At 66.9% G+C, this 12,414-nt stretch carries 13 protein-coding genes and 2 tRNA genes; 12 read left to right on the top strand and 3 right to left on the bottom strand.

Annotation, left to right across the window (positions count from 1 at the left end; genetic code table 11):
* Positions 1-78: 78 nt before the first annotated feature.
* The 10 genes from rpmF to G020_RS0104660 all read left to right on the top strand — a co-directional run bounded on the left by rpmF (position 79) and on the right by G020_RS0104660 (position 7,984).
* A complete protein-coding gene (rpmF, locus tag G020_RS0104705; protein WP_018869358.1) occupies positions 79-276 on the top strand; it encodes a 50S ribosomal protein L32 in 198 nt (65 codons plus the stop codon).
* Between the two features lie 93 nt (positions 277-369).
* Positions 370-1,398, top strand: coding sequence for a phosphate acyltransferase PlsX (plsX, locus tag G020_RS0104700; protein ID WP_018946053.1), 1,029 nt, complete (start codon positions 370-372; stop codon positions 1,396-1,398).
* Positions 1,395-2,357, top strand: a complete 963-nt coding sequence (locus G020_RS0104695; protein ID WP_018869360.1) for a beta-ketoacyl-ACP synthase III — start codon at positions 1,395-1,397, stop codon at positions 2,355-2,357. Before plsX ends, G020_RS0104695 begins: the two co-directional genes overlap by 4 nt.
* Before the next feature lie 13 nt (positions 2,358-2,370).
* On the top strand, positions 2,371-2,847 hold the full coding sequence (locus G020_RS0104690) for a CYTH domain-containing protein (RefSeq protein ID WP_024328831.1): 477 nt from the start codon (positions 2,371-2,373) through the stop codon (positions 2,845-2,847).
* Positions 2,840-3,505, top strand: a complete 666-nt coding sequence (locus tag G020_RS0104685; protein ID WP_024328830.1) for a uracil-DNA glycosylase — start codon at positions 2,840-2,842, stop codon at positions 3,503-3,505. The genes G020_RS0104690 and G020_RS0104685 overlap by 8 nt, the downstream gene beginning before the upstream one ends.
* A 7-nt stretch (positions 3,506-3,512) precedes the next feature.
* Entirely contained in the window at positions 3,513-5,339 is a 1,827-nt protein-coding gene (gene uvrC, locus G020_RS0104680) for an excinuclease ABC subunit UvrC (RefSeq protein ID WP_024328829.1), read from the top strand.
* 6 nt (positions 5,340-5,345) lie between these two features.
* Positions 5,346-5,897 (top strand): CDP-diacylglycerol--glycerol-3-phosphate 3-phosphatidyltransferase, encoded by a 552-nt coding sequence (gene pgsA / locus G020_RS0104675; RefSeq protein ID WP_018946049.1) that lies wholly within the window; start codon positions 5,346-5,348, stop codon positions 5,895-5,897.
* 65 nt (positions 5,898-5,962) lie between these two features.
* A tRNA-Gly gene (locus tag G020_RS0104670) sits at positions 5,963-6,038 on the top strand.
* Between the two features lie 78 nt (positions 6,039-6,116).
* Positions 6,117-6,190 (top strand) — tRNA-Cys (locus G020_RS0104665).
* Between the two features lie 174 nt (positions 6,191-6,364).
* Complete coding sequence (locus G020_RS0104660; protein WP_024328828.1) at positions 6,365-7,984, top strand: methyl-accepting chemotaxis protein; 1,620 nt, start codon at positions 6,365-6,367, stop codon at positions 7,982-7,984.
* Between the two features lie 101 nt (positions 7,985-8,085).
* Here G020_RS0104660 and G020_RS0104655 read toward each other — a convergent pair whose 3' ends face one another.
* Positions 8,086-8,610, bottom strand: a complete 525-nt coding sequence (locus G020_RS0104655; protein ID WP_024328827.1) for a hypothetical protein — start codon at positions 8,608-8,610, stop codon at positions 8,086-8,088.
* Positions 8,611-8,822: 212 nt separating this feature from the next.
* Here G020_RS0104655 and G020_RS0104650 point away from each other — a divergent pair, with 212 nt between their 5' ends.
* Positions 8,823-10,010 carry an NAD(P)/FAD-dependent oxidoreductase gene (locus tag G020_RS0104650; protein WP_024328826.1) on the top strand — a complete coding sequence of 396 codons (1,188 nt, stop codon included), beginning with the start codon at positions 8,823-8,825 and terminating at the stop codon, positions 10,008-10,010.
* A gap of 8 nt (positions 10,011-10,018) precedes the next feature.
* Here G020_RS0104650 and G020_RS0104645 read toward each other — a convergent pair whose 3' ends face one another.
* Entirely contained in the window at positions 10,019-10,873 is an 855-nt protein-coding gene (locus G020_RS0104645) for an OmpA family protein (protein WP_024328825.1), read from the bottom strand.
* A 3-nt stretch (positions 10,874-10,876) separates the two neighbouring features.
* On the bottom strand, positions 10,877-11,689 hold the full coding sequence (locus G020_RS0104640) for a motility protein A (RefSeq protein ID WP_024328824.1): 813 nt from the start codon (positions 11,687-11,689) through the stop codon (positions 10,877-10,879).
* A gap of 131 nt (positions 11,690-11,820) precedes the next feature.
* On the opposite strand from G020_RS0104640, the gene G020_RS0104635 reads away from it, so the two are divergent.
* Entirely contained in the window at positions 11,821-12,405 is a 585-nt protein-coding gene (locus G020_RS0104635) for a LemA family protein (RefSeq protein WP_018946043.1), read from the top strand.
* The last annotated feature ends 9 nt before the right edge of the window (positions 12,406-12,414 follow it).

The following is a 12,414-nucleotide window of genomic DNA, read 5'->3' as shown; positions in this document are numbered from 1 at the left end:
TTCGCCGCGGTGAAACGCTATACTGCCGCCCGTTTTACGGGCTATCCGTACCAACTGGCTTCAATCTGGAGATTCATCATGGCCGTTCAGCAACGCCGCAAGACCCGTTCCAAGCGCGACATGCGCCGTTCCCACGACGGGCTCAAGGGCGCGACCCTGTCCACCGATCCGACCACGGGCGAGATCCATCGCCGGCATCACGTGACGCCGGATGGTTTCTACCGCGGCCGTCAGGTCGTGCAGCAGCCGGTCGAAGTCGACGACGACGAAGACTGAATTGCAGGACATGCGGGGGCCATGGGGTAACGGGCCTCGTGGCCCCGTTGTTTCCGGGGAGCCCCGGTTCCGGCAGCCACAACGGTACTCGGCATGAGCAGCAGCTACACCATCGCCCTTGACGTGATGGGCGGCGATTACGGCGTGCCCGTGGTGCTTCCGGCGGCGCGTCAGGCCCTGAAGGGCAAGGGTGACTTCCGGCTGCAGCTGGTCGGCGATCAGGCGGTGATCGAGCCGGAGCTGGAGGACTGGAACGCTGCGGAGCGTGAGCGGGTGGAGATCGTCCATGCGTCCCAGGTAGTGGGCATGGAGGAACTGCCCGCGGTCGCCCTGCGTACCAAGCGGGACTCCTCCATGCGGGTCGCCATCGACCAGGTGCGCAAGGGCGAGGCCCAGGCCTGCGTGAGCGCCGGCAACACCGGTGGACTGATGGCCACCGCGCGTTACGTGCTCAAGACCCTGCCCGGGATCGACCGGCCGGCAATCGCCACCGCCCTGCCGTCGATGAACACCCATACCCACATGCTGGATCTGGGCGCCAACGTCGATGTCGAGGCCGAGCACCTGTATCAGTTCGCGGTGATGGGCTCGGTGCTGGCGAAGGCCGTGGACGGCCTGGACAGCCCGCGGGTCGGTCTGCTGAACATCGGCTCGGAGGCGATCAAGGGCAACGACCGCGTGCGCGAAGCTGGGCGCATGCTCGAGGAGTCCTCACTGAACTACGTCGGTTTTGTCGAGGGCAACGATGTCTACTGCGGTGACGTCGACGTGGTGGTGTGCGACGGCTTCGTCGGCAACGTCGCGCTGAAGACCAGCGAAGGCGTGGCGAAGATGATCACCAGCAACATGAAGGCCGAGTTCCGCAGCTCGCTGTACTCGCGTCTGGCCGGGTTGATGGCCCTGCCGGTGCTGCGCCGACTGCGCCAGCGGTTCGATCACCGGCGCTATAACGGCGCCTCGCTGCTGGGGCTGCAGGGCATCGTCATCAAGAGTCATGGGAGCGCGGATTCGCTGGCCTTCGCCAATGCCATCCGCATCGCGCGGATCGAGGCCGAGGCCAATATCGCGACCCGCATCGACAAGCAGCTGGAGCGGCTGCTGCGGCAGGAGACGCCGGAGTGAACCACGCCCGTATTGCCGGAACCGGGAGCTACCTCCCCGAGCGCATCCTCACCAACGAGGAACTGGAATCCATGGTCGAGACCTCCGACGCCTGGATCCGCGAGCGCACGGGGATCCGCGAGCGGCACATCGCCGCGGAAGAGGAGCTGACCTCGGATCTGGCGCTGCAGGCGTCGCAGCGTGCTCTGGATGCAGCCGGCCTGAAGGCCTCCGACCTGGACCTGATCCTGGTGGCGACCACGACGCCCGACCAGATCTTCCCCAGCACCGCCTGTATCCTGCAGGCCAAGCTGGGCATCGGTGGCTGCCCGGCGTTCGATATCCAGGCGGTGTGCAGCGGCTTCGTGTACGCCCTGGCGACCGCCGACCGTTTCATGCGCAATGGTGGGCCACGGCACGTGCTGGTGGTGGGGGCCGAGACGCTGTCGCGCATCACCGATTACACCGACCGCTCGAACTGCATCCTGTGGGGCGATGGTGCCGGCGCGGTGGTGCTCTCGCGGTCCACTGATCCCGGCATCATCTCCACCCACCTGCATGCCGACGGCCAGCACCGGTCCCTGCTGGAAGTCCCGGGGGGCATCTCGCAGCCCGGTGACAACCCCGATCTGGACTTCATCCGCATGGAGGGCCGGGCGGTGTTCCGCGTGGCGGTCAATACCCTGGACCAGATCGTCGACGAAACCCTGGAGCACAACGGGATCGACAAGTCGGAACTGGACTGGCTGGTCCCGCATCAGGCCAACATCCGCATCATCCAGGCCACCGCGAAGAAGCTGAACATGTCCATGGATGACGTGGTGGTCACCGTGGATCGACACGGAAACACCTCGGCGGCCTCGGTGCCGCTGGCGCTGGACACGGCGGTACGCGACGGACGCATCAAGCGCGGGGACCTGATCCTGACCGAGGCCTTCGGCGGCGGCTTCACCTGGGGCTCGGCCCTGATCCGCATGTAGGGGAAACACCGACATGGGACGCGAAATCGAACGCAAGTTCCTGCTGGCAGGGGACGGCTGGCGCGAGCAGGCGCGCCGGTCCTGTTACATGCGCCAGGGCTACCTGTGCGGCAACGAGCGGGCCTCCATCCGGGTGCGGGTGGAGTCGGGGGCCGCCAACCTCAACATCAAGAGCGCGACCCTGGGCGTGGAGCGCGACGAATACCAGTACCCGGTTCCGGAAGCTGAAGCACACGCAATGCTGGATACCCTTGCCGGAGCGCAGGTGGAGAAGACCCGGCACTGGGTCGATCACCACGGCTGGGTGTTCGAGGTGGACGAATTCCACGGGGCGAATGCGGGGCTGATCGTCGCCGAGCTGGAACTCGACGATGCGGACGCCGAATTTCCGCGTCCGGAATGGCTCGGCGACGAGGTCTCGCACGATCCGCGCTATTACAACACCGAACTGGCGCGCCACCCCTACAGCGAGTGGGAGCGGGGTGAGTAACCCGGCGGAGGGGGCGCCGCCTCCGGAACCGTCCGGAGGGTTTGCCCCCGACTGTCGGCGCTGTTCCCGCCTCGCGCAGTTCCTCGACGAGGTACGTGCGGAGCACCCCCGCTACCATGCGGCTCCGGTACCGTCGTTCGGACCGGTCGATGCACGGCTGCTGATCGTTGGTCTCGCCCCCGGAATGCACGGGGCCAACGCGACGGGGCGGCCGTTCACCGGCGATTATGCCGGCATCCTGCTGTACGCCACCCTGCACGAATACGGTTTTGCCAGCGCGCCCGACAGCGAGCGGGCCGATGACGGTCTGATGCTGCACGACTGCCGCATCACCAATGCGGTGAAATGTCTGCCGCCGCAGAACCGTCCGACCACCGCCGAGATCCGCGAATGCAACGGCTACCTGGCGGCGGAGATCGCCGGGGTCCGTCCGCGCGTGATCCTGGCGCTGGGCAAGGTCGCCCACGACGCGGTGCTACGCACGCGCGGGCTGGCACTCGCCCGACACCCGTTTGCCCACGCCGCGGAGCACCGGCTGGATGACGACACCGTGCTGGTGGACTCCTATCACTGCTCGCGCTACAACACCCAGACCGGGCGCCTGACCCCGGCGATGTTCCGGAGGCTGTTCGCCCGCATCCGTGAACAGGTATCCTGAAAGCGCCATGAGCGCGCCAGAGACCGGATTCGACCCCGAACCCTTCCTCGAGAACCTGACCCGTTCGCCCGGCGTGTACCAGATGCTGGACGTGGACGGGAAGGTGCTCTATGTGGGCAAGGCCCGCAACCTCCGCAGCCGCGTCACCAGTTATTTCCGCGGCGGGGATGACCGCGGTCCGCGCATCCGTTCGATGGTGCGGCAGATCGCGGACATCCGCATCGCGGTCACGCACACCGAATCCGAAGCGCTGCTGCTGGAGGCCAATCTCATCAAGCAGCACCGGCCGCGCTACAACGTGCTGCTGCGCGATGACAAGAGCTACCCCTATATCTTTGTTTCCGGACACGAATATCCGCGTCTGGGGTTTCATCGCGGGGCGAAGAAAAAGGGGGTCCGCTATTTCGGGCCCTATCCGTCGGCCGGGGCGGTGCGCGAAAGCCTTGCACTGCTGCAGAAGCTGTTTCAGGTGCGCCAGTGCGAGGACAGCGTGTTCGCGCATCGCAGTCGGCCGTGTCTGCAGTACCAGATCGGTCGCTGTACCGCCCCCTGCGTGGACTATATTTCACCGGAGGAGTACGCCCGCGACGTCGAGGCCAGCGTGCGTTTCCTGGAGGGTGACAGCGAGGCGGTGATCGGTGATCTGATGGAACGCATGGAGTCCGCCTCGGCCGCACTCGAGTTCGAGAAGGCGGCGCGCCTGCGCGATCAGATCGGCCGGCTGCGCGAGATCTCGCAGCAGCAGTTTGTAGCCGGCGGCGAGGGCAATGCCGATGTGATCGCCCTGGCGCAGTCGGGCGGGAGTTTTGCGGTGGAGGTGTTCTTCGTTCGCAATGGCCAGAATCTGGGCAACAGTGAACTGTTCCCGGACGTCCCCGAGGCGGCGGGCCACGACGAGATCATGGCTGCGGTCCTCGCTCAGTACTACGCCGAACGTGAGCCACCGCCGCAGGTGCTGCTGTCGCACGCGCCGGAAGGGGCCGAGGCCCTGGAGACCCTGCTGGGCGAACGCCGCGGGGCACGCGTGCGGCTTGCTTGGTCGCTGCGGGGCGAACGCGCCCGCTGGGTCGACATGGCGCAGCGCAACGCCGAGCAGGCCCTGAAGACCCGGCTGGCCAGTCAGGCCGGGCAGACCGCACGCCTGGATGCGCTCACCGCGGAGCTGGAACTTGAGGCACCGCCGCAGCGCATGGAATGTTTCGACATCTCGCACACCCGCGGCGAGGGCACCGTGGCGTCCTGTGTGGTGTTCGGGCCGGAGGGGCCGATCAAATCCGATTACCGGCGCTTCAACATCGAAGGGATCGAGCCGGGCGATGACTATGCCGCGATGCACCAGGCGCTGAGCCGTCGCTTCGCGCGGCTGAAAAAGGGCGAGGGCCGGGAACCGGACATCCTGTTCATCGACGGCGGCAAGGGACAGGTGACCCAGGCGCTGAACGTGCTGGCCGATCTGGGGCTGGATCACATCCGGGTGGTCGGGGTGGCCAAGGGCGAAGAGCGCCGGCCCGGCATGGAAACCCTGGTGTTGAGCGGGGTGGAGGCGCCTTCTATACTGCCGCCCCATTCGAGTGCACTGCACCTGATTCAGCAGATCCGTGACGAGGCCCATCGTTTCGCGATCAGCGGTCATCGGGCGCGGCGGGCGAAGGCGCGCAAGGAGTCCACCCTGGAGTCGGTCCGCGGGCTGGGGCCCAAGCGTCGCACTGCATTGCTCAAGCACTTTGGCGGGCTGCGCGGGGTCTCCCGCGCGGGGGTCGACGAGCTGGCCAAGGTGCCCGGCATCAATCGCCGCCTGGCGCAGGCGATCTACGACCAGTTCCACGAGGCCTGATCCGATATGTTTCCACGACTCCCCACCTGGCTGACCTGGTCGCGCATCGTGATGATCCCGCTGATGATCGGGGCCTTCTATGCGTTGCCGATGCCGGTGGCGGGGATCGTGGCGGCCATCATCTTTGCGCTGGCCGCGGTGACCGACTGGCTGGACGGTTATCTGGCCCGGCGCTGGTCGGTGACCAGCCGCTTCGGTGCCTTTCTCGACCCGGTGGCGGACAAGCTGATCGTCGCCGCCGCGCTGGTGCTGGTGGTGGACCACAACCCCGGCCTGGGGCTGGCGCTGGCCGCGATCGTGATCATCGGCCGCGAGATCGCGATCTCGGCGCTGCGTGAATGGATGGCCGAGGTCGGAACGAGCGCGAAGGTGGCCGTGTCCTGGATCGGCAAGTTCAAGACCAGCGCCCAGATGGTGGCCATCTTCCTGCTGCTGTGGGCCGAGCCGGTGGCGGGGTTGTCGCTGTTCCTGATCGGGGAATGGCTGCTGTACCTGGCGGCGGTGCTGACGCTGGTGTCCATGGTGCAGTACATGCTGGCCGCGGCCCGGGACGCCTGAACGAATTTTTTGTATCCGGTGTTGACGACGCCGGCGCTGTCTGTAGAATACGCATCTGTCGACGGGCGGGAATAGCTCAGCTGGTAGAGCACAACCTTGCCAAGGTTGGGGTCGCGAGTTCGAATCTCGTTTCCCGCTCCAAACGATTTCCCGAAGCCCCGGCACCGCCGGGGCTTTCTGTTTCGGCGGCATCCATGACCGTCGAACAAGCCTTGCCCCGGCTGGGTGGCAGAGTGGTGATGCAGCGGACTGCAAATCCGCGTACCTCGGTTCGATTCCGGGCCCAGCCTCCATCTTCGATTGCAGGCCCGCCGGCTTTATGCCGGCGGGCCTTTTCGTTTGCGGGGTGCCTGCCGGGTCTTCGCAGGTCCCTTCGGCCATTCAAGGTTGGGGCCGAACGGCCGAAAACCCGGATGGAGGCGCCGGTGAGTCCGGGCGCCCGCAATCCATGACCTCGGGGTAACCGCATGCTGCGTCGCCTGTACGATCTTCCCATCTGGCTGAGGCTGCTCGGCGTCATCTGGCTGATCCTGGTCTTCGTCTGGTCCGGCATGATCGGATGGGCGGTGCTGGAGCAGCGTGACACCGCACAGGAGCAGGCCGGGCATTTTGCCGGCAGCCTGCACGAGATGACCTGGGCCGGACTGACGACCCTGATGATCACCGGCACCATGGACCAGCGTCACGAGTTCATGGAACAGATCCAGGAAATGGGCAATGTGCGGGATCTCCGTGCCGTGCGCGGCGACGGCGTGATCGAACAGTGGGGTGAGGGGACGGAAGAAAGCGCCCCCCGTGATGAAATCGAGCGCGAGGTCCTCGCCGGTGGCGAATCGTTCGTCAGCGTGGACCGCGAGACGGACGAGCTCCGCGTGGTCATGCCGATCCGCAATGAGCGCGACTACCTGGGGCGCAACTGCATGACCTGTCACGGGGTCGCGGAGGAAGGCGAGGTTCTCGGGGCCACGTCCATGCGTCTCGACATGACCGAGGTGCACGAGGGGGCGACGAATTTCGGGATCCAGCTGTTCGGCTTCGCGATCCTGGTCAGCCTGCCGCTGCTGGGTGCGATCTTTCTGTTCATCCGCCGTTTCGTTACGCGCCCCCTCGCCGAGATGACGGAAGGGCTGCGTGACATCGCCGGGGGCGGGGGCGATCTGACCCGGCGGCTGGACGTGCACGGCGATGACGAGGTCGGGCGCGCGGCCAGCGCGTTCAACGACGTGATGGAACAGTTCCGCTCCCTGATCGGTGCGGTGGTCGGTTCCAGCGGGCAGCTGACTTCGGCCGCGGAAGAGGTCTCGAACGTGTCCGATCGCACGCGCGAAGGCGGGGATCGTCAGCGTCGGGAGATCGAGCAGGTGGCGACCTCGATGAACGAGATGACCGCCACGGCCCAGGATGTGGCCCGTAACTCGCAATCGGCGACCGAGGCGGCACACCGCTCTCTGGAATCTTCGCGCAGTGGCCAGGAGGTGGTGCAGCGGACCGTAACCGGGATCGAGCAGCTGGCCTCGGAAGTGCATCGTGCCGCGGAGGCAATCCAGCGGGTCGAGCAGGACTCGGAGAGCATCGGCAAGGTCCTGCAGGTGATCCAGGAGATTGCCGAACAGACCAATCTGCTGGCGCTGAACGCCGCGATCGAGGCCGCACGTGCCGGAGAGGCGGGACGTGGCTTCGCGGTGGTGGCCGACGAAGTGCGGGCCCTCGCGTCGCGTACGCATGAATCCACCGAGGAGATCCGGCGCACGGTCGAGACCCTGCAGGGGGGCACGCGCAACGCGGTGGAGGTGATGCAGGCCGGCGAGGAGCGGGCACGCGCGACCGTGGATCAGGCCGGCGAGGCGGGTTCGGCGCTGGATGATATCCGCGAGGCGGTGCAGTCGATCACCGAGATGATTGACCAGATCGCCAGCGCGGCCGAGGAGCAGAGCCAGGTCGCGGAGACCATCAACCGCAATGTGGCGACGGTGACCGAAGAGGCCGAGCAGAACGCCGAGGGGGCGAGCCAGGCCAGTGATTCGGCAGCGGAACTGATGCGCCTGGCGCGCGAACTGCAGGAGATGACCCAGCGCTTCCGCGTGTAAGGGTGGCCGTCCGCCGGAATGGTGCAGGTGGGGGTCGCGGCAGGTCCGGTCGGTCGAGACCGTGCGCTGCCCGCCGGGCCGGTCGGCGGGCAGCCGCGGTGTCAGACCTGGATGTCGAGGGTGGAGCCCGCGGTGTTGATGCCACGGTTGTCCATGGTGCCGTCGGGCATCAGGGTAGCGGCCAGATTGTCTTCGGCCACCTGTTCCTCTTCGCGGGCGGCCAGCTGGACGGATCGGTCGTCACCGTTGTTGCCGGCCCCGTCGACGCTGCTCGCCTCGTCGGTGGCGCTGACGGCGTTACCGCCCTCCGGCCCGTTGATGGCACCGGCGGCCGTGGCCCCGCCCGTGGCGTTTGCTTCCTGGGTGCCGCTGGCCTGCTCGATGCCGCGCGCGGCCGAGGGGGTGTCGGCCGCCTGGGGCGACGGGGCGGTGGCGCCCTGGCTGGCGCCGACGGACGTGGCCTGACCCGGCTGGGCCGGTTGTGCTCCGGAGCTGGCCTGCGGGGCCTGGGCCGATCCGGGCTGCTGAGCCCCCTCGGCACGATTCTGGGCCGGATTCTGGTTGGCGTTCATGGCGGCGGTCTGGCTGGCCATGGCGGCCGGATTGGGTCCGATCCCGTTGATCATGGGTCGCTCCTGTTCAGGTTCGCTGTCGGCAGGGCCACGCAGGGGGTATGCCCGGAAAGGTGCGGGAGAGACGCACGAAACCAGCTTGCAAGCCCCCCGAGGCCTTTCCGGATACAAGTATAGTACAGGGAACGGGTTCCATGCCGGCAAGTTGGTGCCTGTCCGGCGGCATGGATCCGCCCGCGCGGCCTGTTCGGGTAGAATCCCCGCCAATGAACGAATCGACGGAAATCTTCGATGTTGCGGTGATCGGGGCCGGGGCCGCGGGCATGATGTGCGCGGCGGTGGCGGGAGCGCGCGGGCGCCGCGTGGTCCTTCTGGATCACGCGGACCGGGCCGGCAAGAAGATCCTGATGTCCGGGGGCGGCCGCTGCAACTTCACCAACATGGAATGCGGGCCGGACAACTTCCTGTCCGCGAATCCGCATTTCGTGAAATCGGCCCTGGCGCGTTACACGCCCCGGGATTTTGTGGCCCTGGTGGCGGCGCACGGGATCCCGTATCACGAAAAGAAGCTCGGTCAGCTGTTCTGCGATCGTTCGTCGAAGGACATCGTGCGCATGCTGCTGGACGAATGCGCCACGGCCGGGGTGACCCTGCGGACGTCCACGCCCGTGGAGGTTGTCACCGATCAAGCGCCGTGGCGCCTGCGCACGCCGTCCGCGGTCATCGAGGCCGAATCCCTGGTGATCGCGACCGGCGGCTACCCGATCCCGCGGATGGGCGCGACGGGCTTCGGCCTGGATCTGGCACAACGCCTGGATATCCCGCTGGAGCCGACGCGGCCCGCGCTGGTTCCGCTGACCCTGGACGGTGACGCACGTACGGCGGTGGAGGGGCTGTCCGGCATTGCGCTGGACGCGGTGGCCGAGGCGGGCGATGCGGGCTTTCGCGAGAATGTGCTGTTCACCCACCGGGGCGTGAGTGGTCCGGCGATCCTGCAGGTCTCCTCGTACTGGCAGCCGGGGCAATCGGTGACGGTGGATTTCTTCCCCGGTGAGTCTCTGGAACAGGGGCTTCGCGCAGCGCGCGAAGACACGCCGAAGCGCCAGCTGCTCCGGGTGCTGGGCGAATGGCTCACCCGGCGGGTCGCCCGGCACTGGCTGGATCCGGAGGTGGCGGAGCGGCCGCTGGAGCGGTTCTCCGACGCCGACCTGGCCGCGCTGGCCGGTCGTCTCCAGCCCTGGGTGTTCACGCCGTCGGGGACCGAGGGCTATGCCCGTGCGGAGGTCATGGCCGGGGGCGTGGACACCCGCGCGCTGTCGTCGCGCACCTGCGAGGCAAAGGGATACCCGGGGCTCTATTTCATCGGCGAGGTGGTGGATGTCACCGGGCATCTCGGGGGCCACAATTTTCAGTGGGCCTGGGCCTCCGGTCACGCCGCCGGCGAGGCCGTCTGATCACGGCCTCAGGAGTCGGCGGGGGTTTCGAGCACGATGGATACGCGGCGGTTCTCCGCACGCCCTTCGGGGGTGTCGTTGTCGGCCACCGGACGGGTGTCCGCGTGGCCGACCGCCTGCAGGATGCCGGGGTTGATGCCGCGGTCGACGAGATAGCGCACTACACCGCTGGCGCGCGTCGAGGAGAGTTCCCAGTTCGACGGGAAGCGCGGGGTCGCGATGGGCACGTTGTCCGTATGGCCCTCGATGGTCACGCGACCCTCGTGTTCTTCCAGCAGCGGAAGGAGGTCGTCCAGCAACGCCTGCCCGTCGGCGGCCAGATCGGCCTGCGCGGTGGCGAACAGGATGTCGTCCTGGATCCGCAGCTCGATGCTGCCGGGCTGTTCGATGACCTCGACGCCCTCCGGTGCGCGGTCGCGCATGTCGCGCACTGCCTCGGGATCGGCCTCCGGCGGCGGGTCGTCGGCCGGGGTCGCCACGGGCGAGGGCGGATCGGCGGCCAGCGGCGGATCTTCGACCGGCCCGGGGGGCACTTCCGGGGCCTCGGGTGACAGCCGGAACAGCCGCGGATCGACCAGATTGGAGAGGTCGCGATAGACCAGCTCCACCGGGTCGTCATCGGCGGCGCGGATGCTTTCGTCCCGCGGTTCGGCGAAGGTCAGCATGATCACGAAGACCACGATCACCAGAGTCAGTACGTCGAGGTAGGTCAGGATCCAGGCGTGTTCGTCCTCGCGCAGGCTGTCGGGGCTGCGCCCGGTTTCCGGCGCCAGCGCATCGCGCGCGAGGACATGATCCCCGTCGCGGGACCGGGCCTGGTCCCGAGCGGATGCGGCCGGTTCCGGTTCGCCGTTCGTGGCCATGGTTCAGCGCCCGCCCGCTCCTGGTTCGTCTTCCTCGGTCGGCGGAACCTGACGGATTTCATCGTGGTGGTTCTCGGCGAACGAACGCAGGGTCTCGCGGATGTAGCCCGGGGTACGCCCCTTGCGCATCAGCATGATGCCTTCCAGCACCATGGTCATCACGACCACGCGTTCCTCGGTACGGCGTTCCAGCTTGATGGCAATGGGGCGGAACACAAGGTTGGCCAGCAGGATGCCGTAGAAGGTGGTGATCAGGGCAATGCCCAGGTTCACGGCGATTACCGCGAAATCGTCCGTCTCGGTGGTCAGCAGCAGGTTGATCAGGCCGAGCAGCGTCCCCAGCATGCCGAAGGCGGGCGCATAGGTGGCCATGGTGCGGTACACCTGGGCCTCGGCGAGTTCGCGGGCCCGCAGACGCGCGAGACGCCAGTGCAGCAGATCCGAAACGTCCTCCATGGGCGTGTCGTCGATGACCAGCTGGACCCCGGTCTTGAGGAACGGGTTGCGCAGGCTCTCCAGGCGCTCCTGGACTCGGGGCAGGTTCTGGGCGAACCACAGCCGCGAGACTTCGACGATCTCCTCCATGTCCTGGGTGACGTCGTAGCGCTCGTCGCGGATGACCGTGGCCGCGAGACGGAACACCCGCACCAGCTCATGCAGGGGGTAGCTGAGCAGGGTGGCAGCGAGGGTCCCGCCCACCACGATGCCCAGACCGGGGAGGTTGAGGAATACCAGCAGGTCCTGGCTGGTGAAGGCGATGATGCTGATGAACAGCGCCAGCCCGCCGATCATGCCCAGCAGGGATGAAACATTCATGGGAGCAGTGGCCGGGATTGGATGGACATATGTCCCAAGGATAAACATCCCGCGCCCGCGCGTCGCGCTCGCGAGCCGCCGGTGGAAGGCGTACACTGCCAAGACCTCGTTGCAAGCATGGGAGAAGAGACATGGAATGGGTCCTGCTCGGGATCGTGATCCTTCTGGTGATCTGGGGGGTCTGGACGTACAACCGCCTGGTGACGTCGCGCAATCGCTATCAGAACGCGTTCGCGCAGATCGATGTTCAGCTCAACCGCCGGTATGACCTGATCCCCAATCTGGTGAAGGTCGCGGATCGCTACATGGCGCACGAGAAAGATACGCTGGAGGCGGTCATCCAGGCCCGGAACCAGGCTCAGAGCAGCTTGCAGAAGGCGGCGGCCGATCCTTCCAACCCCGAGGCCATGCGTGAGCTGTCGCAGTCCGAACAGGGGCTGTCCGGCGCGCTCGGGCGTCTGTTCGCGCTGTCCGAGGCCTATCCTGACCTCAAGGCGAACGAAAACATGATGCAGCTCTCCGAAGAGCTCAGCAGCACCGAGAACCGCATCGCCTACGCGCGGCAGGCATTCAACGACGCGGTGATGAGTTACAACATCCTGCGCGAAATGTTCCCCAACAGCCTGATCGCGAACAACTTCGGTTTCCGTCGCGCCGAGCTGCTGGAAATCGAGGATCCGCAGCGCCGGGAGGCGGTCGAGGTCAACTTCCAGTAAGCGAGCCCG

The sequence above is a fragment of the Thioalkalivibrio sp. ALR17-21 genome (assembly GCF_000420185.1).
GTDB classification, from domain to species: domain Bacteria; phylum Pseudomonadota; class Gammaproteobacteria; order Ectothiorhodospirales; family Ectothiorhodospiraceae; genus Thioalkalivibrio; species Thioalkalivibrio halophilus.
Note: the sequence above shows the minus strand (reverse complement) of the source record. Positions and strands in the feature narration are given on the sequence as shown.

Coding starts and splice junctions, on each gene's coding strand:
- plsX (WP_018946053.1), top strand. CDS start 370: ATGAGCAGCAGCTACACCATCGCCCTTGACGTGATGGGCGGCGATTAC.
- G020_RS0104655 (WP_024328827.1), bottom strand. CDS start 8,610: ATGATCAACGGGATCGGACCCAATCCGGCCGCCATGGCCAGCCAGACC.
- pgsA (WP_018946049.1), top strand. CDS start 5,346: ATGTTTCCACGACTCCCCACCTGGCTGACCTGGTCGCGCATCGTGATG.
- G020_RS0104690 (WP_024328831.1), top strand. CDS start 2,371: ATGGGACGCGAAATCGAACGCAAGTTCCTGCTGGCAGGGGACGGCTGG.
- G020_RS0104650 (WP_024328826.1), top strand. CDS start 8,823: ATGAACGAATCGACGGAAATCTTCGATGTTGCGGTGATCGGGGCCGGG.
- G020_RS0104645 (WP_024328825.1), bottom strand. CDS start 10,873: ATGGCCACGAACGGCGAACCGGAACCGGCCGCATCCGCTCGGGACCAG.
- G020_RS0104635 (WP_018946043.1), top strand. CDS start 11,821: ATGGAATGGGTCCTGCTCGGGATCGTGATCCTTCTGGTGATCTGGGGG.
- G020_RS0104640 (WP_024328824.1), bottom strand. CDS start 11,689: ATGAATGTTTCATCCCTGCTGGGCATGATCGGCGGGCTGGCGCTGTTC.
- rpmF (WP_018869358.1), top strand. CDS start 79: ATGGCCGTTCAGCAACGCCGCAAGACCCGTTCCAAGCGCGACATGCGC.
- uvrC (WP_024328829.1), top strand. CDS start 3,513: ATGAGCGCGCCAGAGACCGGATTCGACCCCGAACCCTTCCTCGAGAAC.
- G020_RS0104660 (WP_024328828.1), top strand. CDS start 6,365: ATGCTGCGTCGCCTGTACGATCTTCCCATCTGGCTGAGGCTGCTCGGC.